Below are 23982 nucleotides of genomic sequence, written 5' to 3' on the forward strand. Positions count from 1 at the left end.
AGCGTACTGACAAGTTTGATATAGTACAGTTTTCCCCTTCCCTCCGACTCTCCGGGCGATATGGATACGATCCGCATTCGCGGCGCGCGCACGCACAATCTCAAGAACATCGACCTCGACCTGCCGCGTGACAAGCTGATTGTCATCACCGGCCTGTCCGGTTCCGGCAAGTCGTCGCTGGCGTTCGACACCATCTATGCGGAAGGTCAGCGCCGCTACGTCGAATCGCTGTCGGCATACGCCAGGCAATTCCTTTCCATGATGGAGAAACCGGACGTCGACCATATCGAAGGTCTGTCGCCGGCCATTTCCATCGAGCAGAAATCGACCTCGCACAATCCGCGCTCCACCGTGGGTACGATCACCGAGGTCTACGATTATCTGCGCCTGTTGTATGCCCGCGTAGGTACGCCGCGCTGCCCGGACCATGGCATCCCGCTGGAAGCCCAGACGGTGAGCCAGATGGTGGACACCACGCTCGCGCTCGATCCCGAGAAGCGCTTCATGCTGCTGGCGCCGGTGATCCGCGAGCGCAAGGGCGAGCACGTGCAAGTGTTCGACCAGCTGCGCGCACAGGGTTTCGTTCGCGCGCGCGTGGATGGCACCGTCTACGATCTCGATGCCGTGCCGCCGCTCACGCTGCGCCAGAAGCACACCATCGAAGTGGTGATCGATCGTTTTCGTCCGCGCGACGACATCAAGCAGCGCCTGGCCGAGTCGTTCGAGACCGCGTTGCGCCTGGGTGATGGCATCGCGCTCGTGGTCGACATGGACGATGCGAAGGCACCCGAGCAGTTGATGTCCTCGCGTTACTCCTGCCCGGTGTGCGACTACTCGCTGCCGGAATTGGAACCGCGCCTGTTCTCGTTCAACTCGCCGGTGGGCGCGTGCCCGACCTGCGACGGCCTGGGCGTGACGCAGGTGTTCGATCCCGCGCGCGTCGTGGCGCATCCGGAGCTGTCGCTCGCCGGTGGCGCCATTCGCGGGTGGGATCGCCGCAACGCGCATTACTTCCAGTTGATCCTGTCGCTCGCCGCGCATTACAAGTTCGATGTGGACACGCCGTGGCGTAAGCTGCCCGCGGACGTCCAGAAGGCCATCCTGTATGGCAGCGGCAAGGAAACCATTGCGTTCAAGTACATCACCGAACGCGGCGGCCGCGTGACGCGCGAGCACACCTTCGAAGGCATCCTTCCGAACATGGATCGCCGCTACAAGGAAACCGAGTCACCCGCGGTACGCGAGGAATTGGCTAAGTACATCAGCGACCAACCCTGCCCCGAATGCGGTGGCCAGCGACTCAATCGCTCGGCGCGCAACGTGTTCGTGGCCGATCACGCGCTGCCCTCGCTCACCTCGCGCTCCATCGACGACGCCCTCGGCTTCTTCGAAAAGCTGACGCTCACCGGTTGGCGCGGCGAGATCGCCGTGAAGATCGTGAAGGAGATTCGCGAGCGCCTGTCGTTCCTCAACGACGTGGGCCTGAACTACCTCACGCTGGATCGCCAGGCCGATTCGCTCTCGGGCGGTGAAGCGCAGCGCATTCGTCTTGCATCACAGATCGGCGCCGGCCTGGTGGGCGTGATGTATGTGCTCGACGAGCCATCCATCGGCCTGCACCAGCGCGACAACGAGCGCCTGCTCGGCACGCTTACGCGTCTGCGCGACCTGGGCAACACGGTGATCGTGGTCGAGCACGATGAGGACGCCATCCGCATGGCCGATCACGTGCTGGACATCGGTCCCGGCGCTGGCGTGCACGGCGGCGAGATCGTGGCGCAGGGCTCGTTGAAGGACGTGCTCACGTCGCCACGTTCGGTTACCGGCCAATACCTGTCGGGCAAGCGCGGCATCAAGGTGCCGGAGGAACGTCGCCAGCAGGTGGATGCCGATTCGTGGCTGCACCTCAAGGGCGCCAGCGGCAACAACCTGAAGAACGTGGATCTGGCGATTCCCGCGGGCCTGTTCACCTGCGTCACGGGCGTCTCCGGCTCGGGCAAGTCGACGCTGGTGAACGACACGCTGTTCCGTCTCGCGGCCGCCGAACTCAACGGTTCGAGCGAGCAGCCTGCGCCGTACAAGTCCGTCGATGGCCTGGAACTGTTCGACAAGGTGGTGGACATCGACCAGTCGCCGATCGGTCGTACGCCGCGTTCGAATCCGGCGACGTATACCGGCCTGTTTACGCCGCTGCGCGAGCTGTTCGCGCAGGTGCCCGAAGCACGCGCGCGCGGCTATACGCCGGGACGTTTCAGCTTCAACGTGCGCGGTGGTCGCTGCGAGGCCTGCGAAGGCGACGGCATGATCAAGGTGGAGATGCACTTCCTGCCGGATGTCTACGTGCCCTGCGACGTGTGCCACGGCAAGCGCTACAACCGCGAAACCCTGGAAGTCCATTACAAGGGCCACACGATTGCCGACGTGCTCGACATGACGGTGGAGGATGCGCTGAAGCTGTTCGAGAACGTGCCCACCATCGCGCGCAAACTCGAAACGCTGCGCGCCGTGGGTCTCGATTACATCAAGCTCGGCCAGAGCGCGACCACGCTTTCGGGCGGCGAAGCGCAACGCGTGAAGCTGTCGAAGGAACTGTCCAAGCGCGATACGGGCCGCACGCTCTACATCCTCGACGAGCCGACCACCGGCCTGCACTTCCACGATATCGAGCAGTTGCTCGACGTGCTGCATCAGTTGGTGGACCAGGGCAACACCGTGGTCGTGATCGAGCATAATCTCGACGTGATCAAGACCGCCGACTGGCTGGTCGATCTCGGCCCGGAAGGCGGCGCCGGCGGTGGTCGCATCCTCGTCACCGGCACGCCGGAAACGGTGGCTGCCACGCCCGGTTCGCACACCGGACACTTCCTTGCCCCGCATCTCGACATGAAGCCCGCCAAAGCGGCCAAGACCGAGAGCAACGGCAAGAGCAAACCTGCACTACGGAAGAAGACTGCATGAGTTCCACCCCCCCCGTGCCTGAAACGCGCACACCCAAGGCCGCGGCGCAGGAAAGCGCCCCGGCCGTGACTGATGCGCAGGCACCCGAGGCAACGAACACGCCGTTGTTCGTTGCCCCGATCGGCGTCCGTTGGCGTGATCTGGACGCGTTCAATCACGTCAACAACGCCAACTACCTCACCTACCTCGAAGAAGCGCGCCTGCAGTGGCTGCAGCACGTGCCGGGCTGGTTCAACGAGCACTCGATGCCCGTGCTTGCCGCGAGTGAACTGAACTATCGACGCCCCATCGAATGGCCGGCGCAGTTGAACGTTGAACTGTTCTGCGAACGCCTGGGCAACAGCTCGGTCACCATTGCCCACCGCATCGTCAACGCGCACGACGACGCGCTCTACAGCGACGGCAAGGTCGTGATGGTGTGGATGGACCCGGCCACCGGCAAGCCGGTGGCGCTGCCGCAGTCGATCCGCGACGCGGCCGAAAACGGCTGTTGAACGGACTGGATCACATTCCGGGTTAATCCTTCGGTTCGACGGATGCCGCAGCTTCATGCGGCACCCGTACTATCAGCGGCGACACCCGAATGGAGTTCGCCCGTGATCCCGCTCCCCCTTCGCACCCTTGCCCTTGCCATCGCCGCCACTGCCAGCGCGAGCGTCTTCGCCGCGCCGGCGGCAACCTCATTGACGCTCTATCGCAGCGATGACAACGCGCTCTACAGCGCCGGTGACAACGGCTCCCTGCAGTCGGGCCATGCCGTGGCGCGCGAAACGCGCCAGCTCGATCTCAAGGCAGGCACGCAGGACGTCAATCTCGATGGACTGCCGCAATATGTCGATCCGGAAACGATCGCGCTGGGCGTCGACGGCGACGCTGCCAAGGTGCTGTCGCAGCGGCTCCGCCTAGGCCAGGGCCAGTACGCCGCACTGGGCAGCCTGATCGGACAACCGGTGGATGTGACCGGCACCAATGGAGAAACGCTGGCCACTGGCACGCTGTTGCGTGCGGACGCCAGCGGCTTGATGGTGCGCGACACCTCCGGGGCCGGCGAACGTACGGCGCTGATCCGCGAGTACGGCGCGGTCAAGGCGCGTGGCGTCTTCCAGACAGGCTCGGGCTTGCAGTTGCGCGTCGATGCCAACCGCGCCGGCAGGGCCAACGCGACCTTGAGCTATTCCACCGCGGGCCTCGGCTGGCGTGCCGCCTACGTGGCTACGTTGGCACCGGGCGACGGCTGCAAGATGCAGTTCGAATCGCGGGCCAGCATCGCCAATCGCAGTGGTCGCGACTGGAACAACGTGCAACTGAAGCTGGTGGCCGGCGAGCCGCGACTCGCGCCGTCTCCGGGGCCGCGCCCCATGATGTTCAATGCGCGAGCGAAGACCGCGGATGCCCCCCTGCCCGAACAATCCACGCTCGCCGACTACCGCAGCTATTCGCTACCGGGTCAGGTCGACCTGCCCGACGGCAGCGTGACCCAGGTGCCGCTGTACGACACGCGCAGCATCGCCTGCGAACGCACGTCGCTGTATGAAACCGGCGCCGTCTGGACGCCACAGCAACCCATCATCGGGCGGGACGCCATCAACAGCGGCGGCCCCGAGGGTATTTCCAGCACGCTGCAATTCCGCGCGTTCGACAGCCTGCCGGCTGGCAACCTGCGCGTGCTCGTCGCCGATCGCAACGGCACGCCGCAACTCATCGGCAGCAGCTACGTCGACGACACGCCCAAAGGCGGCGATGCACGCATCACGCTCGGCATGGCGTTCGATCTTCGCGCCAATCGCGAGCGTACGACCTTCACCGTGGACAAGAACGGGCGCACCATGGACGAAGGCTTTCGCATCACCTTCACCAATGCCAGCGACACGCCACGCACGATCACGGTGCGCGAGCATCCCCAGCGCTGGCGGCAGTGGACGCTGGCATCGTCCAGCAGCAAGCCAAGCGCACAAACCACCGACACGCTGGAATTCAAGGTGACGGTGCCCGCCAACGGCAAGGCCACGCTGGACTATCTGGTGCGCTACCAGTGGACCGCGGACGACCAGCCGCAAGGGTGATGACCGGGTGAAGACGAGTGGGCAGACATACAAAGCGGCGGCATGCCGTCTTTGCTAATCTCGTTGCCCACTCTCAACTCATGCCGGCCCACTGCCATGCTCAACCTGATCACGCACGACGCCATCACTGAAATCAACATGGCGCGTCCGCCGGTTAACGCGCTGAACATCGATCTGCTCCGCGCCATCCGCGATGCGGTCGACAACGCCGTGGCCAGCGGCGCGCGCGGCATCGTGTTTTCGGGACTGCCCGGCATGTTCTCCGCCGGCGTGGACGTGCCCTCGCTGCTGGGCCGCGACCGCGATGGTGTGCGTGATTTCTGGCGCGAGTTCTTCGCCACCTGCTCGAAGCTGGCGATGTCGCCGGTGCCCACCGTGGCCGCCATCACCGGCCACAGTCCGGCAGGCGGCGCCGTGCTGTCGCTGTTCTGCGATTACCGCGTGATGGCCGAAGGGCCGTTCCGCATCGGCCTCAACGAGGTGCAGGTGGGTCTGGTCGTGCCCGAAAGCATCCAGATGGCGCTGCGCCGCATCGTAGGTGGCTATCGCGCCGAACGCCTGATGGTGGCGGGCGCGATGGTCGAAGCAGCCGAGGCGCTGGCCGTGGGTCTGGTGGATGAAATCACCAACGCCGAACAAGTGGTAACGCGCGCCCTGGTGTGGATGCAAGGCATGATCGCGCTGCCCTCCAATGCCATGCTGAAGACTCGCGCCATCGCACGCGCCGACCTCACGGACGTGTGGGCACATCCGGAACAACTACCGATCGATGAATTCATCGACGCGTATTTCCATCCGGAAACGCAGGCCGTGCTGGAAAAGCTGGTCGCACGGCTCAAGAAGAAGGATTGATCGACCTTATGAAAAACGCCGGCACATGCCGGCGTTTTTTTGGCGTGTAGGAAGGGCGACGAAGCTCAGCCTGGCTCAGCGCCTTTCGCCACCGGCCGCGTCGCATCGCTCACCCAACCGCTCCACGACGGTGCGTACAGCCGCGAACCGGTCAGGCCGGCATGCTCCATCGCCAACAGGTTGTGGCAGGCGGTGACGCCCGAACCGCACATGTGCATCACGTCCTGCGATGCGTGCGCGCCGATCAACGCCTGGAACTCGCGGCGCAACATATCCGCCGGTTTGAAACGGCCATCCTCGCGAAGATTGTCGGAGAAAGGACGATTGAGCGCACCGGGCACATGGCCACCCACAGGGTCGATCGGCTCGACCTCCCCGCGGTAGCGCGGCGCAGCGCGTGCATCGAGCAACACGCGCTGCGGGTCGTTGCGCAACGCGGCGTGATCGACCATGTATTGATCTGCGTCGAAGTACACGCTTACCGCGCGTGGCTCGCGATTCACATCACCCGTTTCCACCGGCATGCCAGCAGCCACCCAGGCCTGATAGCCACCGTCGAGCACGGCCACATCGCGGATGCCTGCCAGCCGCAGCAACCACCACAGGCGTGCCGCAGCAAGCGAACCGTTCGCCGCGTCGTAGCACACGACCTGCATGCCCTCGTGCCAGCCCCAGCGCGACAGGACTTCCGAGAAGGCCGCTTCCAGCGGCAACGGATGCCGACCCAAGCCCTGGCTCTTGCGCGTGAGATCGGAAAGATCGGAATCAAGGCTGGCATAGACCGCGCCGGGAATATGCCCGTCGCGATAGTCGCGCTCGCCCTTGCCCACGTCGCGTTCGCCGCTGCCGGGCGCCATCAGGTCGAAGCGGCAGTCGACGATCAGCACGTCGGAGGGTGCTAGCGCCGCCAGTTCCTGCACGTCGATTAGCGTGGTCTTGAGTGTCATGTGCGTCCCATCCTCTGCAGGAGGTTGAACACCATCGCGGCGGTGGCGCCCCAGATGCGATGGCCGCCGTGCACGAATTCCAGCATGTCGCGGCGATGCCCGCGGAAATCCATGGTGTAGCGCTTGAGATTGCGCGGCTCGAGAAAGAACGACAACGGCACCTCGAACACTTCCGCCACTTCCGCCGGCGCGGGATACAGGCGTGCGTCGGCATCGATGCGCGCCACGACCGGCGTCACGGTGTAACCACTGATCGTTTCGAAGCGATCGAGAAAACCCATCGGCGTCACCAGCCGGCGCTCGAGGCCGATTTCTTCCTCGCTCTCGCGCAGGGCGGTGGCAATGGCATCGGCGTCTTCTGGGTCGGTGCGGCCGCCAGGAAAAGCCACCTGCCCCGCATGATCCTGCAGATGGTCGGTGCGCACGGTGAGCACGAGACGCGGCTGCACGCCTTCGCGCACGCCCACCAGCACAGCGGCCGGCCGACGCGGCGTATCACCGATCAGCTGGACCATGTCGGCGTGATTCCAGCCGCGCCCGACCGGTGGCGACGACAGGGGCAATACTGCATGACTCAGGTCGGTCAGCAGTTCGCCCATCACGGGCTCTTCCGCGTGGGCAGCACGTCGCGCATGTAGCGGAGTCGTTCGTCGTCCGGCATGGCGCGCCAGCGGGCGATCTCCTCACCTGTGCGCAGGCAGCCGATGCAATAGCCACGCGCATCGAGCCTGCAAATGCCGATGCAAGGACTCAAAGGGTTGCTGGAGGGACCAGGAGAGCAGTCTGCCGCCGTCATGCTGCAAGAGGTATCGTCGAAGCGCGGCACGGAACGTGCCAGGGAAGCGAGCATGCTATCGCAAGGGGCCCGGGGCTGTCATGCGAGGACGTCCCCGGGCGGTGGCGTTGCGTCGGCGAAACGCAACGCACACGGGCTTTGGCGCTATCTCAGGGCTTGATCTCGAGCAGCTCGATTTCGAAGACCAGCGCCTCGTTCGGTCCGATGCGCGGCGGGTCGCCCTTGATGCCATAGGCCATCGCCGGCGGCACCGTGACCTTCCACAGGTCACCCACGTGCATGCGCTGGATGACTTCCTGCCAACCCGGAATGACCTTGTTGTTCACCACGAAGCTCACCGGCGAACCGTGTGCCCACGAGCTGTCGAATTCGGTGCCGTCGATCAGCATGGCGCGGAAGTTCACCGTGACCACGGAGCCTTCCGGCACGGGCTTGGTACCAGTGCCCTTCTTCACCACTTCATACTGGATGCCCGACGGCAGCTGGATGACGCCCGGCTTGCTCCGGTTGCGCTCCATGTAGTCGGCGCTCTTGCGCGCATTGGTTTCGGCCGCCTGCTTGAACTGCGCCAGCGCCTGCGCGTGCATCTGCTCGTCGAGTTCGCGCAGCTGGTCGTGCATGTCGCGCATCGGCACGGTGGGACGCTTCTTGGCATAGGCATCCTGGATCGCGCGCAGCAGCGTGGGAATGTCCACTTCCGGATCGCCGTTGGCGAACTGGCTGCCGATTTGATAACCGATGGCGTAGGACAGCTTGGTCTTGTCGAGCTTGACCTTCGACGGGTCCTGCGGGGCGCCACTGTTCTGGGCATGCACCAAGCCACCCCATAACAGGATGCCCAGAGCGAGCCAACGCAGTTGTGCCATGCCTTCCTCCATTGCGGCCGCAACTTCACCATCCTAAGCGGTCTTGGCGAATCGTGCAGCGTAACCGGTCGAACCGGCGTCCCTGGCTTCGAACGCGGGGGGCGCCAAAGGTTCCCGCTGCTAACATCACACCTTTTCCCGCCGGAGTGGAATCATGGCCTATCGCAACCTGGAAATCGCCAACCGTGGCGCGGTGCGCACCATCACTGTCAATCGCCCGGACAAGCTCAATGCGCTCAACCGGGAGACGCTCAACGAGCTGACGCTGGCCTTCACCCAGGCCGCCCAGGACGATGTCGTGCGCGTGGTCGTTCTCGCCGGCGCCGGCGAGAAGGCTTTCGTGGCCGGCGCCGACATCGCCGAGATGAATGGCTACACGCCTGTGCAGGCACAGGGTTTCTCGCGCACCGGTCAGCGCCTGATGAGCCTGGTGGAACGGCTGGGCAAGCCGGTGATCGCGCGCATCCAGGGCTTCGCCTTGGGCGGCGGCATGGAGCTGGCGATGTGCTGTCATCTGCGCGTGGCCAGCGAGAAGGCGAAATTCGGCCAGCCCGAGATCAACCTTGGCCTAATCCCCGGCTTCGGCGGCACGCAGCGCCTGTTGCGCCTGGCGGGCCGCAGCGCCGCGCTGGAACTTTGCCTGCTGGGCGCACCGATCAGCGCACAGCGCGCCTATGAGCTGGGCGTGGTCAACCGCGTGGTTGCGCCGGAAGCACTGGATGACACCGTGACTGCGATGGCCGATCAGCTTGCCGCGGCGGCGCCGCTGGCGGCTGCGGGCATCCTCGATGCAGTGCTGCAGGGTGGTGAAAGCAGCATCGACCAAGGCCTGGAGTTTGAAACGCAGGCATTCGCACTGGCCTTCGCCACCGAAGACATGCGCGAAGGCACCACCGCGTTCCTGGAAAAGCGCAAGGCAGAGTTCAAGGGGCGTTGAAAGCGCATTGAGGTGCGCTAGGCATTCCGATTCGTCATTCCCGCGAAAGCGGGAATCCAGTGCCTCTGCTTTTACATGCCGAAAAGCGCTGGATTCCCGCTTTCGCAGGAATGACGAGCATGTCGAGCACGAATAAGCCGGATGCTCAGTGATGACTGCCGCGGTAGTTCTTCTCGCCCGCCGTCACCGCCAGATCCATGCGATTTTCCGGCGGCGCCAGCGGGCAGGTGGCGTACGGCGTGAACGCGCACGGCGGGTTGTACGCGCGATTGAAATCGAGCACGACCTTGCCGTCCTTCGGCAGATCGGCATACAGGAAACGCGCGGCACCGTAGGTTTCCTTGCCGGAGGTGCGATCGGCGATCACGAAGAACAGCGAATCGGGTTCTTCCTGGATCGGCATCAGCTCGTAGGTGTGGCCATCGCGATGGAACACCGCCTTGCCCGGCACCTTCTCCTTGTTGACCGTGCCCAGCACCGAGCCGATCTCCAGCTCATGCGGCGGATCGAACGGCACCCAGTCGGCCACGATGCGCCACGACGGATCGGCCGGGTAGTAATCCAGCCCCTGGAAATGCGTGCGCGTTTCGGCGTTGCTGTCCTTTACCCGCAAGGCCTTGCGGCCATCGCGCTCGATCACCAGGAAACTCGCCGAACCGAAGGCCACGACGGACGGCGCGCCATCGCCAGCATGCATATCGTCGACGAGCGTCGCTTCCGGCACCGTCTTGCCGTCCACGGTGGCGCCGCTGTGCTTATCGAACACGATGTGCGTGCTGCCATCCTTCGACAAGGTGACCACGCCCAGATGAGCCGGGCCGGCCTTCAACACGAGGTCGTTGTCCGCGGCGCTGCCCACGCGGTTGGCGCCTTCCTTCAGCCAGTCCAGGCCGATCAGGCTCAGCCAGCCACTGGGCGCGGTAAGACCGGCCAGGCGCTTGTTCTGCCAGTTGGCGTTCTGCTGGGAAAAATCCGTGGCGGCGGGGGTTTGAGCTTGCACGGCGGCAACTCCAAGACTCAGGGCAAAGGCGAGAACGGCGGTACGCAACATGGCAGGCCCCGTCAGGATGACGCCCGAGTATGGCCGTCCATTTGCAGACGGCGCAAGCGCACGCCAGTACAGAAAACCGTCAACGACCGCGAAGGAAGAGCTTGTCGAGCTCGGGCAGGCTCAGCTGGGTCCAGGTGGGCCGCCCGTGGTTGCACTGACCGGAGCGCTCGGTGGCTTCCATCTCGCGCAGCAAGGCATTCATTTCGGGAATGGTGAGCCGGCGTCCGGCGCGAACCGAACCATGACAGGCCATGGTGGAGAGCAATTCGTTCTCCAGTTCCTGCAGGCGACGCGAGCTGCCGTGTTGCGCAAGCTCGGCGAGCACGTCGCGGCACAGCTGCGCCACATCGGCACCTTCGAGCAGCGCGGGGATACGACGCACCACCACGCCGGACGGACCACTGCGCGACAGCTCCATGCCCCACTCCGCCAGCGCATCGGCGTGTTCTTCTGCCGCTGCCGCTTCTTTCGCGCTCACGGCCACATTCAAGGGCACCAGCAACATCTGCGAACGCAGGTTGCTGCAGGCGCGACCGGCCTTGAGCTTTTCGTAGGTGATGCGCTCGTGCGCGGCGTGCATGTCCACCAGGATCAAGCCGTGCGCATTCTCCGCGAGAATGTAGATGCTCTTGAGCTGCGCAATGGCGAAGCCCAGCGGCGGCGCTTCCTCTTCCGACGCTTCCGGCATGGGCGCATTGGCAGCGAACGACAGCGGTGTGGAAGCCATGGACGGCTCACCCAGCAGCGCGGCGTATCCGGCCAGAGGCTCATCCCTCACGCCCAGGCTCAGGCGGCTCTGGCTGAAGGCATTGGGCCATGCAGGCGCAGACGTTGCCGCCCCTCCCGGCGACGGCGCCATGCTGTAGCCATACGCCGGTGCCGCGCTCGACGCCGGCGACTCCGTGGCCGGCAATCCGGTGTTGCCGGCACGTGTCTGCGCGAGTGCTTCGTGCAGCGTGCGGAACAGGAAGTCGTGCACGAGCCGCTGCTCGCGGAAACGCACTTCGTGCTTGGCCGGATGCACGTTCACATCCACGCCGACGGGATCGAGTTCGAGATACAGCACGAACGCCGGATGGCGACCGTGGAAGAGCACATCCGCATACGCCTGGCGCACCGCATGCGCCACGATGCGATCGCGCACCAGTCGACCATTGACGTAGAAATACTGCGAATCGGCCTGCGAACGCGAGGCAGTGGGCAAACCTACCCAGCCCGACAGATGCAAGCCCGCCGCGGCGTGATCGATACGCAGGCTTTGCGCCGGAAAATCTTCGCCGAGCACTTCGGCCACGCGCTGCAGTGCCGCGCTTTCATCGCGCGCTGCCTTGAGGACGCGCACCGGTTTGCCGTTGTGGCTCAGGCGAAATTCCACCGAACCACGCGCCAACGCAAGCGACTTGAGCAGATCGTCGATATGCGCGAACTCGGTGCGTTCGGCGCGGAGAAATTTGCGTCGCGCCGGCACGTTGTAGAACAGGTCGCGCACTTCCACGCTGCTGCCCTGCGGATGCTGCGCCGGACGCGCGGCCTGCATCTTGCCGCCATCCACTTCGATGCGGAACGCCGTATCCAGTCCTTGCGCGCGCGAGGTCAACGCAAAGCGCGCCACGGAGGAGACGGAGGCCAACGCTTCGCCACGAAAGCCCATGCTGGCCACGTGTTCCAGATCGTCGAAGCTGCCGATCTTGCTGGTGGCATGCGAAGCCACCGCCAGTTGCAGTTCATCCGGAGCGATGCCGCAGCCATCGTCACGCACGCGGATCAGTCGCGCACCGCCCTGCTCGATATCCACTTCGATGCGGGTGGCGCCGGCATCGAGGCTGTTTTCGACCAATTCCTTCACCACGGAAGACGGTCGCTCGATCACTTCACCGGCAGCGATCTGGTTGATGAGTTCGGGAGGCAGGGCGCGAATGACTGGCATCGGTAAAGCTTAGAACGTGATGCCCCTGGGCGAAAGCAAAAGCGCCACCCGAAGGCGGCGCCTTGATCACTCCTTGAGCAGGCTGCTTTAGCCGGCCGGGATGGCCAGCATCATGCCGACGCGCACGGAGCTGTCGCTTTCCAGCCTGTTGGCGCTCTTGATCGCATTGACGCTCACGCCGTACTGCTTGGCGATGCTGCGCAGGCTCTCGCCGCGCTCGACGCGGTGCAGATCCTGAACGCCATCGTCCGCACGCGCGGCGGCACCGGGGGTGGAAGCCATGGCCTGCGCCACGGCGCGCGTGGCCTTGGCGGACGTATCGTCGTCACCCTGCGAGGTGGCGACATTCGCCATGCCGTTGCGACGCGAGGCCTGTGCGGCGAACCAGCTGCCCGGGGGCGGCGTGGCTTCGAAATAACCGCGCACGCCAGTCATCACGGCCGTGGCGAGACGCGATTGGTGCGAGGGATCGCGCAGCTTGCGCTCTTCGTCCGGATTGCTGATGAAGGCGGTTTCGACCAGGATCGACGGCACGTCCGGCGAGCGCAGCACCACGAAGTTGGCACGCTCCACGTAGCCACGATGCGTGGGGCCGAGATTTCCCAGCGCCTTCAGCACGTTGCCGGCAACCGATTCGCTGGCCTGCATGGAATAACCCTGCTGCAGGTCGAGCAGCACGGCGGCGAGGCCGTCGTTCTTGTCATCCAGCGTGACACCGCCAATCAGGTCGGCGCGGTTCTGACCGTCCGCCAGCCATCGCGCCGCCATGCTGGTCTTGCCGCGCGGCGACAGCACCCACACGGACGAGCCCTTGGCGTCGCCGTTGATGAATGCGTCGGCATGGATCGAAACGAACAGGTCGGCCGAGTTGTTGCGGGCGATCTGGTAGCGCTGCGCGAGCGGAATGAAGAAATCGGCGTTGCGGGTCAACACGGCTCGCATGCCGGGCTGCTGGTTGATCTGGTCCGCCAGCTGGCGCGCCACCGCGAGGGTGACGTTTTTCTCCAGCGTGCCGCCGGGACCATGGGCACCCGGATCTTCGCCGCCATGGCCGGCGTCAATGGCGATGACCACCTTGCGTTCGCCATTGAGCAGCGCGGCAGCGGCACGTGTGGAAGCCATGCCGCTCTGGGTCGGTTTCAGGGAAGACTTGGTCGAACTGCGCACCGGCTCCGGCGCGGATGTCGGCGGCGGCAAGGGAGCCGGCGGCGGAGCGGCTTCGGGTACGGCAGCGGCGGCCGTCGAGCTGCCTTCGCCACCGTCGTCATCCGACGGCGCAGGGGCAGCAGCCGCAATCACCGGCAATTTGGCCGGCGACGAGGTCTTCGCCACCGAGCCGCTGCCCGGATAAACGTCGACCACCAGCCGATAGCCGTACTCGGCCTGCGGCTTGAGCAGGAAGCTCTTGACGCTGCTGGACGGGTCGACTTTGGCGGTCAGACGCACATTGTTGCCCTGCTTCGCGCCGCTCATGCCCTTGTACAGGCCGGTGGCGCCCGGCGAGCTGAAACTGCCCGAGATCGAGCTGGCGTTGAGGTCCACGGTGAGCTGATCGCCGTCCTGGTCGACCTTGTAGGTGACCGGGCCGGAAACATCCAGGACGACGCGCGTGTATTCGGGCCCGGCCCAGACACGAGCCGACTTCAGATCGGCCGCGCGGACCACGCAAAAAGGCGCCAGGGCCAGCAAGGCCATGGCGCCGAACAGAGCAGGATGCGTCCTATATCCCTTCATGGGCCGAATTGAAGCCCAGCCGCCTCGTGAATGCAATAGGTTTTCCCTTGAATATCCATAACCTGCGTTAGTTTCGTTAGGCGACATCCAGGTATCGGCCGCAAGCCACGCAAACTGAAGGCTAAGTCGCCCATCCCTGACGCAAGAAAAATCTCAGCAACTACCGATACTTAGGCGTACCGGGACCTGTGGGCAGGATCAGCCGAGGCGGGAGGCGATGGCCTCGCCGCGCGCCGTCCGCGCTTCCATCCGGGCGTGTCGCCCGGTACCGGCATAGCCCAGGTGCACTACCAGATCGGGGGCCGGAAGCGCACCGGCGCCACGCTCGGGCCATTCCACCAGCACCAGTGCTGTGGGATCGGACAGCGCATCGAGGCCCAGCCATTCCAGCTCGCCGGGATCGGCGATGCGATAGAGATCCAGGTGCCAGGCGGCGCGGCCGTTGGCGCGATAAGACTCGACCAGGCTGTAGGTCGGACTCTTGATGCGTTCGCCGACACCCAGGGCGCCGAGCAAGGCGCGGGCAAAGCTGGTCTTGCCGGCGCCCAGATCGCCGTGGAGATAAACCACCAGGCCGCTGTCGAGTGCGCCAGCCATGCGGATGGCGAGCGCAGCGGTGGCCGCTTCGTCGGGCAGGTTCCAGTTTGGCTCCGTCATGATTCCCGTCCGTTGAGCAGCAGACGCAGCGGTTCCAGCAGGTCTGTGGCGATCAGGCCACGCTCGCCGCCGTGTCGCGCCGCCAGATCGCCCGCGCGGGCGTGCAGCGACACGCCAAGCGTCGCCGCCTGCCACGCGTCGCAACCCTGCGCCAGCAGCGCGGCAACGATGCCGGTCAGCAGGTCGCCCATGCCGCCGGTGGCCATGCCAGGGTTGCCCCAGGGGCAGACGGCAACGCGGCCTTCGGGATCGGCCACCAGGCTGCCCGCGCCTTTCAGCACAACCACCGCTTGATATCGCCTAGCCAATTCGCGCACCGCCGCGAACCGATCCGCACCAATGGTCGCGGTATCGCACCCAAGCAAGCGTGCCGCTTCGCCCGGGTGCGGCGTCATCACCGCGGGAACAGACAATTGCCGAGGTTCCTGGGCCAACAGATTCAGACCATCCGCATCGAGCACCATCGGCAGATGCGCATCGAGCGCTGTCAGCCACAACGCATGCCCCCACGCCCCCTGCCCCAAACCCGGCCCGACCGCGAGCACGGTAGCGCGTGGCAGCAGGGCTTCCAGCGCCTGCGGACCATTCACGTCGTGCGCCATCAACTCCGGGCGCGCGCTATTGAGTGCAATCAGATGCTCGGCGCGCGTGGCGACGCTGACCAGTCCCGCACCGCCCCTTAGCGCAGCCTCGCCACACAAGCGGATCGCGCCCGCCGTGCCGTGATCGCCGCCGATCGCCAGCACGTGGCCGTTATTGCCTTTATGCGATTGGCGCGGACGCGGCGGCAGCGTCCAGGGCTGCATCAGTTCGGCATCCCCATGGGCGTTCTGCCACAGCGTCTCGGGAAGACCGAGTGATTCAAGTTGCACCGCGCCCACATAGCCCGGCGCCACACCTGTATAGAGACCGCGCTTGGACGCTATGAAGGTCACGGTGACATCGGCCTGCACGGCCTCGCCCGGCACGTCGCCCGTATCGGCGTTCACGCCCGATGGCACGTCCAGCGCCAACACGGGTGCGCCCGTCGCATGAATGCGTCGGACCAACGCAGCAACGTCCGCTGCCAGTGCGCGCTGCAGGCCGGTGCCATACAAGGCATCGACGTGCACATCGACGGCCGGAAGCACGACGGCGTCGTTCCACGCGTTCACTATTCCACCGCCATGCTCGAACTCGCGCCGCGCACGCGTTGCATCGTCGCCGCGGCTCTCGGCAGGCGCAAACACCTCGGCATGAAGGCCCGCCTCACGCGCCAATGCAGCGAGCAGGAATCCATCGCCTCCGTTGTTGCCGGGACCACAGTACACGGCGGTGCGTCGTGCCTGCGGCCAGTGCTGCCGAAGGCATACCAGCGCGGCGGCAGCGGCGCGTTGCATCAGTTCGTAACCGGGAATGCCGAGCTGCTCGATGGCGCGGCGATCGAGCGCGCGCACCTGGTCGACGGTGTAAAGCTCGTGACGATGGGCATGGGCAGTCATGCGGGAATTATAGGCATGCCTGCGTCGGGCTTCGCGCGCATACGGCTTACAATGGCGCCATGGCTTCCGTTTCCGCCCCGTCCGCCGACTACGCTGCGCTTGCGCTCGACATCAAGCGCTGGGCGCAGGAACTTGGCTTCGCCGATTGCGGCATCGCCGGCACCGAGCTGGGCGAGGACGAGGTGCACCTGAAGCGCTGGCTCGACGACGGCCATCACGGCGAGATGGATTACATGGCATGCCACGGCGACAAGCGCAGCCGTCCAGCCGAACTGGAGCCAGGCACGCTGCGCGTGATTTCCGTGCGCATGGATTACGTGCCACCGGGCACGCGCAACGCATGGAACGTGCTGCACGACGCCGAAGCCGGCTACGTGGCGCGCTATGCCTTGGGCCGCGATTATCACAAGCTGATGCGCAATCGCCTGCAGAAACTCGCGGAACGTATTCATGGCGCCATCGGCGATTTCGGCTATCGCGCCTTCGTCGACTCCGCTCCCGTGCTCGAAAAAGCGCTGGCACGCAATGCCGGCCTGGGCTGGATCGGCAAACACACGGTGCTGATCAACCGCAGCGCCGGCTCGTATTTCTTCCTCGGTGAGCTCTACACGAACCTGCCGCTGCCGATCGATGCACCGGCCAGCGCGCACTGCGGCAGCTGTCGCCGCTGCATCGACATCTGCCCCACACAGGCCATTGTGGCGCCCTACAAACTCGACGCGCGCCGCTGCATTTCCTACCTCACCATCGAATTGCGCGGCAGCATTCCCGAAGAGCTGCGCGCGCCGATGGGCAACCGCATCTTCGGCTGCGACGACTGCCAGCTGATCTGTCCCTGGAACAAGTTTGCCCAGGATGCGACGGAACCGGATTTCGCGCCGCGCCACCGCCTCGATGGCGCGAAGCTCATCGAGCTGTTCGGATGGAGCGAGCAGGAATTCCTGCAGCGCACGGAAGGCATGGCCATTCGTCGCACGGGTTACGAGGGCTGGTTGCGCAATATCGCAGTAGCGCTGGGCAATGCGCCTTCTTCAGCGGAAGTGCGACAGGCCTTGCTTGCACGCGCCGGGCATTCGTCGGAGATCGTGCGCGAGCACGTGGCGTGGGCGCTGGCGCGACATAACGCATGACGTCACGGCGAAGCGCACTCGATGCGCTTCGCCGCTTCAATCCAGGGATTTACTGCGCGGTACGGCGCTGGTGAATCACTTCAATCAACGCTTGCGTGGACGCGTCCAGGCCGGAAACACTCCTCGCCCCGCTCTCGTCCAACGCCGGCAGAATCTGCCGCGCAATCGACTTGCCCAGTTCCACGCCCCACTGGTCGAACGCGTTGATGCCCCAGAGATGGCCGAGCATGAACACCTTGTGCTCGTACAGCGCGATCAGTGCGCCCAAGCTTTCCGGCGTGAGCGCATCCAGCAGCATCACGGTGCTGGGGCGATCGCCCGGAAACGTGCGCTGCGCAGCCAGCATGCGACGCTCTTCGTCGGTTCCTGACTTTGCTTCGGCGAGCGCCTCATCGAAGGTCTTGCCGAGCGCGAGTGCCGCCGCCTGCGCAAGCAGGTTCGACAACAGCGCGTCGTGATTGGCGGCAAGGTCGTGCGCGGGTTTCACCACGCCGATGAACTCCAGCGGCACGGTGTCGGTGCCCTGATGCAGCGATTGGAAATAGGCGTGCTGCGCATTCGTGCCGACACTGCCCCACACCACTGCAGATGTCGGCTGCGCCACTGGCTGGCCCTGCTTCGTCACCTGCTTGCCCAGGCTCTCCATTTCCAGCTGCTGGAGATAGGAGGTGAGATCGGTGAGCAGGTCCGCGTACGGAATCACCGCACGGCTGCCACGGCCCTGCGCGTCGCGGTTCCAGTACTCCACCAGGCTCAGCAATACCGGCAGGTTTTCCGACCACGCCGCGCTGCGGAAATGATCGTCGACCAGCGCCGCACCCTTGAGCAGCTCGTGGAAGTTGTACGAACCGATGGCCAACGCCAGCGACAGACCCACGGCCGACCACAGCGAGAAACGGCCGCCGATGAAATCCCACATCGGGTAGACCTGCGCCGCGGGCACGCCCCACTTTTCCGCCTCGGCGACGTTGGCGCTCACGGCGAGGAAATGGCGCGATACGGCCGCCTTGTCGCCGTTGTACGCCCGGCTGATCCAGTCGCGCATGACGTTGCCGTTGAGCAGCGTCTCCTGCGTGGTGAAGGTCTTGGAAACCACGATCACCAGCGTGCGCTTGGGATCGAGCTGATGCATCAGCTCATACGCCGACTGGCCATCGACATTGGTGAGGAAATGGCTGCGCAACCCAGGCACGTGATACGGCGTGAGTGCACGGACAGCGAGGCGCGGCCCGAGATCCGAACCGCCGATGCCGATGTTGACGATGTCGGTAATGCCCGGCGCCACGCCGAATGCCGTGGCGTCGCCAAGTTCCACGGCCTTGGTCAGCGCGTCGATGCGCTGCAGGGTCTGCTCGATTTCCTTCAGCGCGTCGCGCGGTGCCGGCGAGGGCAGCTTCGAGCCGGACGCACGCAGTGCGGTATGCAGCACCGCGCGGTCTTCAGAGGTGTTGATCGGCTCGCCCGCGAACATCGCGTCGCGTGCCGCCTGCCAGCCGCTGGCCTCGACGTGCGCGCCAAGGGCCTCGAGCGCGGCCTGGTCGAGCTTCTGACGGCTGAGGTCCAGCAGGATCGGTCCGACGCGGTGTCGCAGGCGCTTGCCGCGCTCGGCGTCCTTCAGCAATTCACGCAGGTGGGTGCCTGCCAGGCGATCAAGGTGTGCTGCCAGAAAAGAAGGACGGCGCTCGGACGACATGGGGACTCATGCTCGGCGAAGGGAGACGTCGATCTTACGCAGCTTCGCGCACCGTGCGCCAGCACATTGTTGCACCGCATCCAGGCCCCGCGGGGAAGCGGGGCAGCAGGCTTCAGGCCGCGGCCATCTGCTTGGGAATCGAGCGGTTGGTGTGCGAGATGGCGTTGTTGGCGTCCACGTACACCAGCGTCGGCTGGAACTGCTCCAGCTCGGCCTCGGACAGCTGGCAGAACGCAGCGATGATGACCAGGTCGCCCGGCTGCGCGCGATGCGCGGCGCTGCCATTCACCGAGATGATGCCCGAGCCTTCTTCCGCACGCAGGGCGTACGTGACGAAGCGCTTGCCGTTGTTGATGTTCCACGCATGGATCTGCTCGTACTCGCGGATGCCGGAGGCATCGAGCAACAGGCCGTCGATGGCGATGGAGCCTTCGTAATGGAGCTCGGCATGGGTCACCGTGGCACGGTGAATCTTGGCCTTGAGCATGTTCAGGTTCATGACTTCAGTTTCCGGCAAATCGGTCTGCGTAGCTCGCCATTATCCAGCCGGGACACGCCGCGTCGCAACATGAGCCCCGGCAGCCCCTTGATGGGGTCGCTCAGTCGAAAGGCAAGTTGTCGATCAGGCGGGTGGAACCCAGCCGGGCTGCGATGAGGGCCACCAGGCCTTCGTTCTCGCCGTCGACCGGCTCGGCCAGGTCGTCGGAGCGCCGGATGGCGGCGTAATCGGGCTCGAAACCTGCCCGGGCCAGCTTGGACGCGGCCGCCTGCTCCACCACCGGCCAGGCATGGCCCTTGGCGATCAGGTCGCGCATCTGCTGCAGGGTGGTGTAGATCTGCGGCGCCAGCGCCCGGTCGTCGGCCGAGAGGTATTGGTTGCGCGAGCTCAGGGCCAGGCCGTCGTCGGCGCGCAAGGTCGGCGCCGCCATAATCTTCACCGGCAGCGAGAGGTCACGGACCATCCGCTCGATCACCTTGAGCTGCTGGAAATCCTTCTGGCCGAACACGGCCAGATCGGGCTGCACTAGGTTGAACAGCTTGCACACCACCGTCGCCACGCCATCGAAGTGACCGGGACGATGGGCGCCCTCCAGCGTTTCGGTGAGCTGCGGCACGTGGATGCTCACGCTGTTCTCGGCGCCGAACGGATAAAGGGTCGTGACGTCGGGCGCAAACAGCAGATCGCATTCCTGCTCGGCCAGGCCCACCTGGTCCTGCACCAGCGTGCGCGGGTAGCGCTCGAAATCCTCGTTCGGGCCGAACTGCGTGGGATTGACGAATACGCTCGCCACCACGCGATCGGCGCGGGCGCGGGCCAGCTTGATCAGCGAATGGTGACCGGCGTGAAGGTTGCCCATCGTCGGCACGAAGCCCACGGTAAGGCCCTGGCCGCGCCAGCCGCGGATGGTGGCGCGGAGCGCCGCGGCGTCTTGCACAGTCTGCATGGTTGCTTTGCTCTGCTGTGTCGCTTCAGTCGAAGCCATGTTCCGGAGCCGGGAAGGCGCCACTGCGCACGTCCTCGGCATAGGCCGCGATCGCCGCAGCCACAGAGTCGCGTCCTGCGAGGAAATCCTTGCTGAATTTCGGTCGCTTGCCCGGCGTCACGCCCAGCATGTCGTGAATCACCAGCACCTGCCCGTCGCAATGCGGGCCGGCGCCGATGCCGATGGTCGGAATGGAAACAGCGCGCGTGATGCGCTCGCCTAAGGGGGTTGGAATGCCTTCAAGTACCAGCAGGTCGGCACCGGCGGCTTCCACCGCCTTGGCGTCCTCCACCAGCCGGTCGGCTGCATCCTGCGCGCGACCCTGGATGCGGAATCCGCCGAACTTGTGCACGGACTGCGGCGTCAGACCCAGATGCGCGCAGACGGGAATGGCGCGCTCGACCAGCGCGGTGATCGCTTCGAGGATATGCGGCGAGGCACCTTCGATCTTCACCATCGCGGCACCGCCCTCGCCGACCAGTTGCGCGCCCGCTTCCAGCACGTGGGCCACGTCGCGATCGGCCATGAACGGCAGGTCGGCGATGAGCAGCGTGGCGTCGAGTCCGCGCGAGACGATGCTGGTGTGATAGACCATGTGGTCCAGCGTCACCGGCAGCGTGCTCTTGTGGCCCTGGATCACCATGCCCAGCGAGTCGCCCACGAGTGCCACGTCGACGCCCGCCATTTCCAGTTGCGCCGCGAAGCTCGCGTCATAGCAGGTAAGCATGACGATGCGACGGCCTTCCGCCTTCATCGCACGCAACGACGGCACGGTGACCGGCTTGCGTGTGGGTGCGTTCGCTTTTTGCGCGTACACGACAATTCCCTAGAACGGAGGCAGACAAGGATTATCCCGCGTTGAGCGTGAAGGGCTCAAGGCAGACGCTCACAGCCTTTGGTGTCGGTGGCCGCCAGCAGGTCGGCCACCTTGCCCTGGCCTTGCAGCAACAGGTCGGGTGCAAGCTCGCTCAGCGGCAGCAACACGAAGGCTCGCTCGGCAATGCGCGGATGTGGCAGCGTAAGCCGATCATCCGACAACGCCACGCCTTCCATGTGAAGCACATCGAGATCGAGCGTGCGCGGGCCCCAGCGTTCGCCATCACGCACGCGACCGGCCGCGCGCTCGATGCCCAGCAGCGCATCGAGCAAGTCGTGCGGCGAAAGCAGCGTGTCGATGCGCGCCACCGCGTTGATGAAAGCGGGTTGGTCCAGCACGCCCCACGGCGGCGTGAGATACAGCGGCGAGCGGTCGAGCAGGCAGGTTTGCGGCAAAGCGTCCAGCGCATCGAACGCGCTCAGCACCTGGCCGCGCGCGTCACCGAGATTGCTGCCCAACGCAATGAACGCAACCGTCACGCCGGATCCGACTTGTTGCCCGCCTTCGACGTCGGCTTGCGACGACGACGCTTGCGTGGCTTGGCTGCCGGCGCACTGCTTTCAGCCGCACCGCCCGCCGCACTGCCGGTCAACGCTGCCGCCAGCGTTTCGTGCGGCAGCTGCTGCGCGTGCTGCCACCACGCACCCAGCTCACGCACGGCGGACGATTCCGCGGCACGCAGCAGCAGGAAATCGAACGCGGCACGGAAGCGCGGATGCGCCATCAGGCGGAACACGCGCTTGCGCTGCACCTGCTCGAAGCGCGGCTGCAGGCCCCAGATTTCTTCCATGGTGAGCGTGAAACGGCGCGGAATCGCCACGCGCTGGCACTGCTCGGCAATCACGTGCGTCGCCGCGCGTTCCCAGGCGGCCACCGGCTCCATGCCTTTGGTAATCCAGGTATGCGCCAGATCGCGCACCTCGCCCCACAGCAGCACGGCAAACAGGAAAGCCGGCGTCACCGACTTGCCCTCGGCCACGCGCGCATCGGTATTGGCCAGGCCCTGCTCGATCAACGCGCGCAGCGCCTTGTCGCCACGCTTGAGCGCACGCGCCGTGGCCGGGAACATGAACTTCAGCAGGCCCGTCTGTTCGAGCATGTGGAAGCTCTTCAGGCCATGGCCGGAAAGGAACAGCTTGAGCGATTCGTCGAACAGGCGCGCAGGCGCGGCTTCCGCCAGCAACGGCCCGAGTTCGTCGAACGGTGCGGCAGCGGCCGCATCGATGCGGAAATTGAGCTTGGCGGCCAGGCGCACCGCGCGCAGCATGCGCACCGGATCTTCGCGGTAGCGCGTGGCCGGATCGCCGATGAGATGCAGCACGCGGTCTTCCACGTCCTGCATGCCGCCCACGTAGTCGCGCACCGAGAAATCGCTGATGTCGTAGTACAGCGCATTGACGCGGAAGTCGCGTCGGATGGCGTCCTCTTCGATCGAGCCCCACACGTTGTCGCGCACGATGCGTCCATCGACGATGTGCCGGTCGCCCTCGCCTTCTTCCTCGCCCGTGCCGCGGAACGTGGCCACTTCGATGATTTCCGGCCCGTACACCACGTGGGCGAGGCGGAAACGACGACCGATCAGGCGGGAGTTGCGGAAGAGTTTCTTGACCTCGTCGGGCGTGGCGTTGGTGGCCACGTCGAAATCCTTGGGATGGCCGCCCAGCAGGAGGTCGCGCACGGCGCCTCCGACGAGATAGGCCTGATATCCCGCCTCATTGAGGCGATAAAGCACGCGCAGCGCTGCCTTGCTGATGTTCTTGCGCGAAATCACGTGCTGCTCGCGCGGAATGATGCGCAATGCAGGCGTGGCGTTAGTCCTTGCGTCGTGATTCAAGCGGTCTGGATCCTTGCGGGCGCGCATTGCGCCATTCAAAGCGATCATTTGCGGCATCGCTACCACCGCATCCATTTCCACCGTAGCTCCGCAGAGCCGGCGGTTGTCCCGCCCAGCCCGGTTCCATGCGCCCCAAGGGCATTGCCGGGCGAAACAATTCCGCTATACTACCGCGCTCCGGTGCATTTCGCTCCCTTCGTCTAGTGGTCTAGGACACCGCCCTCTCAAGGCGGGAACACGAGTTCGAACCTCGTAGGGAGCGCCACTTCCGGCCTGGCACGGGCCCCGGCTCATTCAAGACAGGCACGAGAGCGTATGACTTTTGTCGTCACCGACAACTGCATCAAGTGCAAATACACCGATTGCGTCGAGGTTTGTCCTGTCGACGCCTTCCACGAAGGTCCCAATTTCCTCGTGATCGATCCGGACGAGTGCATCGACTGCACCCTCTGCGAACCCGAGTGCCCGATCAACGCCATCTATCCCGAAGACGACGTGCCCGCCGGGCAGGAGAACTTCACGGCGCTGAACGCGGAGCTGGCCAAGAGCTGGCCGGTAATCACCGAGCGCAAGGATGCCCTGGCCGACGCCAAGGATTGGGAAAACAAGCCCGACAAGCTCGGCCTGCTGGAACGCTGAGCGCCTCGCCAGGCCGCTTCGCCAGCCCTGCGGCACACGGTTTCGAGCATAAAAAA

General features: G+C 65.2%; 22 protein-coding genes and 1 tRNA gene. 8 read left to right on the forward strand and 15 right to left on the reverse strand.

Features of this window, described 5'->3' with window-relative positions:
• Positions 1 to 60: 60 nt before the first annotated feature.
• The 4 genes from uvrA (at position 61) to ABIC75_RS05645 (ending at position 5873) form a co-directional block, all read left to right on the forward strand.
• On the forward strand, positions 61 to 2958 hold the full coding sequence (gene uvrA / locus ABIC75_RS05630) for an excinuclease ABC subunit UvrA (RefSeq protein ID WP_354012856.1): 2898 nt from the start codon (positions 61 to 63) through the stop codon (positions 2956 to 2958).
• A complete protein-coding gene (locus ABIC75_RS05635) occupies positions 2955 to 3452 on the forward strand; it encodes an acyl-CoA thioesterase (RefSeq protein ID WP_354012857.1) in 498 nt (165 codons plus the stop codon). Before uvrA ends, ABIC75_RS05635 begins: the two co-directional genes overlap by 4 nt.
• Positions 3453 to 3554: 102 nt before the next feature.
• Positions 3555 to 5021 carry a DUF4139 domain-containing protein gene (locus ABIC75_RS05640; RefSeq protein WP_354012858.1) on the forward strand — a complete coding sequence of 489 codons (1467 nt, stop codon included), beginning with the start codon at positions 3555 to 3557 and terminating at the stop codon, positions 5019 to 5021.
• Between the two features lie 96 nt (positions 5022 to 5117).
• Complete coding sequence (locus ABIC75_RS05645) at positions 5118 to 5873, forward strand: enoyl-CoA hydratase/isomerase family protein (RefSeq protein WP_354012859.1); 756 nt, start codon at positions 5118 to 5120, stop codon at positions 5871 to 5873.
• A 65-nt stretch (positions 5874 to 5938) separates the two neighbouring features.
• Here ABIC75_RS05645 and ABIC75_RS05650 read toward each other — a convergent pair whose 3' ends face one another.
• The 4 genes from ABIC75_RS05650 to ABIC75_RS05665 form a co-directional block, all read right to left on the reverse strand.
• Entirely contained in the window at positions 5939 to 6820 is an 882-nt protein-coding gene (locus ABIC75_RS05650; RefSeq protein WP_354012860.1) for a sulfurtransferase, read from the reverse strand.
• Complete coding sequence (locus ABIC75_RS05655; RefSeq protein WP_354012861.1) at positions 6817 to 7419, reverse strand: CoA pyrophosphatase; 603 nt, start codon at positions 7417 to 7419, stop codon at positions 6817 to 6819. The genes ABIC75_RS05650 and ABIC75_RS05655 overlap by 4 nt, the downstream gene beginning before the upstream one ends.
• Positions 7419 to 7670 (reverse strand): DUF1289 domain-containing protein, encoded by a 252-nt coding sequence (locus ABIC75_RS05660; protein WP_354012862.1) that lies wholly within the window; start codon positions 7668 to 7670, stop codon positions 7419 to 7421. The genes ABIC75_RS05655 and ABIC75_RS05660 overlap by 1 nt, the downstream gene beginning before the upstream one ends.
• A 95-nt stretch (positions 7671 to 7765) precedes the next feature.
• Entirely contained in the window at positions 7766 to 8482 is a 717-nt protein-coding gene (locus tag ABIC75_RS05665; protein ID WP_354012863.1) for an FKBP-type peptidyl-prolyl cis-trans isomerase, read from the reverse strand.
• A 154-nt stretch (positions 8483 to 8636) separates the two neighbouring features.
• Between ABIC75_RS05665 and ABIC75_RS05670 the strand changes: the two genes are divergently transcribed.
• Positions 8637 to 9419 carry an enoyl-CoA hydratase/isomerase family protein gene (locus ABIC75_RS05670; protein ID WP_354012864.1) on the forward strand — a complete coding sequence of 261 codons (783 nt, stop codon included), beginning with the start codon at positions 8637 to 8639 and terminating at the stop codon, positions 9417 to 9419.
• A gap of 145 nt (positions 9420 to 9564) precedes the next feature.
• On the opposite strand, the gene ABIC75_RS05675 is transcribed toward ABIC75_RS05670, so the two are convergent.
• The 5 genes from ABIC75_RS05675 to ABIC75_RS05695 form a co-directional block, all read right to left on the reverse strand.
• The gene (locus tag ABIC75_RS05675; protein WP_354012865.1) at positions 9565 to 10470 is read right to left on the reverse strand and encodes a DUF1684 domain-containing protein; all 906 of its coding nucleotides are present in this window, start codon (positions 10468 to 10470) and stop codon (positions 9565 to 9567) included.
• Positions 10471 to 10549: 79 nt separating this feature from the next.
• Entirely contained in the window at positions 10550 to 12397 is a 1848-nt protein-coding gene (mutL, locus tag ABIC75_RS05680) for a DNA mismatch repair endonuclease MutL (protein ID WP_354012866.1), read from the reverse strand.
• Positions 12398 to 12484: 87 nt separating this feature from the next.
• Positions 12485 to 14131, reverse strand: a complete 1647-nt coding sequence (locus tag ABIC75_RS05685; protein WP_354012867.1) for an N-acetylmuramoyl-L-alanine amidase — start codon at positions 14129 to 14131, stop codon at positions 12485 to 12487.
• A 198-nt stretch (positions 14132 to 14329) separates the two neighbouring features.
• Positions 14330 to 14788 carry a tRNA (adenosine(37)-N6)-threonylcarbamoyltransferase complex ATPase subunit type 1 TsaE gene (tsaE, locus tag ABIC75_RS05690; RefSeq protein ID WP_354012868.1) on the reverse strand — a complete coding sequence of 153 codons (459 nt, stop codon included), beginning with the start codon at positions 14786 to 14788 and terminating at the stop codon, positions 14330 to 14332.
• Complete coding sequence (locus ABIC75_RS05695) at positions 14785 to 16269, reverse strand: NAD(P)H-hydrate dehydratase (RefSeq protein ID WP_354012869.1); 1485 nt, start codon at positions 16267 to 16269, stop codon at positions 14785 to 14787. The genes tsaE and ABIC75_RS05695 overlap by 4 nt, the downstream gene beginning before the upstream one ends.
• Before the next feature lie 59 nt (positions 16270 to 16328).
• On the opposite strand from ABIC75_RS05695, the gene queG reads away from it, so the two are divergent.
• Positions 16329 to 17399 carry a tRNA epoxyqueuosine(34) reductase QueG gene (queG, locus tag ABIC75_RS05700; protein WP_354012870.1) on the forward strand — a complete coding sequence of 357 codons (1071 nt, stop codon included), beginning with the start codon at positions 16329 to 16331 and terminating at the stop codon, positions 17397 to 17399.
• A 49-nt stretch (positions 17400 to 17448) separates the two neighbouring features.
• Here queG and pgi read toward each other — a convergent pair whose 3' ends face one another.
• From pgi to pcnB, 6 genes are all read right to left on the reverse strand, one after another.
• Positions 17449 to 19092 (reverse strand): glucose-6-phosphate isomerase, encoded by a 1644-nt coding sequence (pgi, locus tag ABIC75_RS05705; RefSeq protein ID WP_354012871.1) that lies wholly within the window; start codon positions 19090 to 19092, stop codon positions 17449 to 17451.
• 112 nt (positions 19093 to 19204) lie between these two features.
• Positions 19205 to 19591 carry an aspartate 1-decarboxylase gene (panD, locus tag ABIC75_RS05710; protein ID WP_046971832.1) on the reverse strand — a complete coding sequence of 129 codons (387 nt, stop codon included), beginning with the start codon at positions 19589 to 19591 and terminating at the stop codon, positions 19205 to 19207.
• 100 nt (positions 19592 to 19691) lie between these two features.
• A complete protein-coding gene (gene panC / locus ABIC75_RS05715) occupies positions 19692 to 20537 on the reverse strand; it encodes a pantoate--beta-alanine ligase (RefSeq protein WP_354012872.1) in 846 nt (281 codons plus the stop codon).
• A 25-nt stretch (positions 20538 to 20562) separates the two neighbouring features.
• Positions 20563 to 21393, reverse strand: coding sequence for a 3-methyl-2-oxobutanoate hydroxymethyltransferase (panB, locus tag ABIC75_RS05720; protein WP_354012873.1), 831 nt, complete (start codon positions 21391 to 21393; stop codon positions 20563 to 20565).
• Positions 21394 to 21449: 56 nt separating this feature from the next.
• On the reverse strand, positions 21450 to 21932 hold the full coding sequence (gene folK / locus ABIC75_RS05725; protein ID WP_354012874.1) for a 2-amino-4-hydroxy-6-hydroxymethyldihydropteridine diphosphokinase: 483 nt from the start codon (positions 21930 to 21932) through the stop codon (positions 21450 to 21452).
• Positions 21929 to 23287: a polynucleotide adenylyltransferase PcnB gene (gene pcnB, locus ABIC75_RS05730; protein ID WP_354012875.1), complete on the reverse strand. Its 1359-nt coding sequence runs from the start codon at positions 23285 to 23287 to the stop codon at positions 21929 to 21931. Before pcnB ends, folK begins: the two co-directional genes overlap by 4 nt.
• Positions 23288 to 23476: 189 nt before the next feature.
• Here pcnB and ABIC75_RS05735 point away from each other — a divergent pair.
• Both ABIC75_RS05735 and fdxA read left to right on the forward strand, forming a co-directional pair.
• Positions 23477 to 23552, forward strand: a tRNA-Glu gene (locus tag ABIC75_RS05735).
• Between the two features lie 50 nt (positions 23553 to 23602).
• Positions 23603 to 23926, forward strand: a complete 324-nt coding sequence (gene fdxA / locus ABIC75_RS05740; RefSeq protein WP_354012876.1) for a ferredoxin FdxA — start codon at positions 23603 to 23605, stop codon at positions 23924 to 23926.
• Positions 23927 to 23982: the final 56 nt, after the last annotated feature.

The organism is Dyella japonica (assembly GCF_040545895.1).
GTDB classification, from domain to species: Bacteria; Pseudomonadota; Gammaproteobacteria; order Xanthomonadales; family Rhodanobacteraceae; genus Dyella; species Dyella japonica_D.